Annotated in this window: 1 protein-coding gene; it reads right to left on the bottom strand. The window is 61.1% G+C overall.

The annotated features are described in order from the left end of the window. The coding region (locus NJD71_RS13625) for a hypothetical protein (protein WP_319052436.1) at positions 1-481 on the bottom strand (481 nt) is incomplete at both ends.

Here is a 481-nt window from a genome sequence, read left to right as displayed (position 1 = left end):
AGCACATGGTGATCGTCGAGAACCTCGCGCAACGGATCGAGATCGAGCTCGCCCATCGCGCCATACGACATATCGTCGCTCCAAAGCAGCGAAGGCATGTCGGACCGGAGCCACTCGAGCGACTTCTCGGTCAGATAGGCGGGTGGCACCCGATCAATGGGGATGCGGAAATGGACATCGCAAAATGCGCTCTGCTCATTCTGGGAAAACCCTGTCGCGCTGGGGCGCCATAGCTCGCGCATCGCTGCTCGTTCCCGTTCACCGTATTGGCTCGTTTCCAAGCGCTTGCACTCGACTGCGAAGGAGCGCGAGCCGATTTCAACATCCATATCGTATGTCCGGCTCAGCCCGCGTCGCTCGGGTACGAACTTTACCCGCGCGCCCGACGAGCGATAGGCGGATGCGACGAGCAGCTCGAAGAGCCCGCCATTTGGTTGACGCCGTTCACTGCTGACCAGGCGACGTGCCCGTTCTTCGACGC

Origin of the sequence: Psychrobacter sp. PP-21 (genome assembly GCF_033790785.1) — a bacterium.
Taxonomy (GTDB): domain Bacteria; phylum Pseudomonadota; class Gammaproteobacteria; order Pseudomonadales; family Moraxellaceae; genus Psychrobacter.
This window is presented reverse-complemented; position numbering and strand designations above follow the sequence as displayed.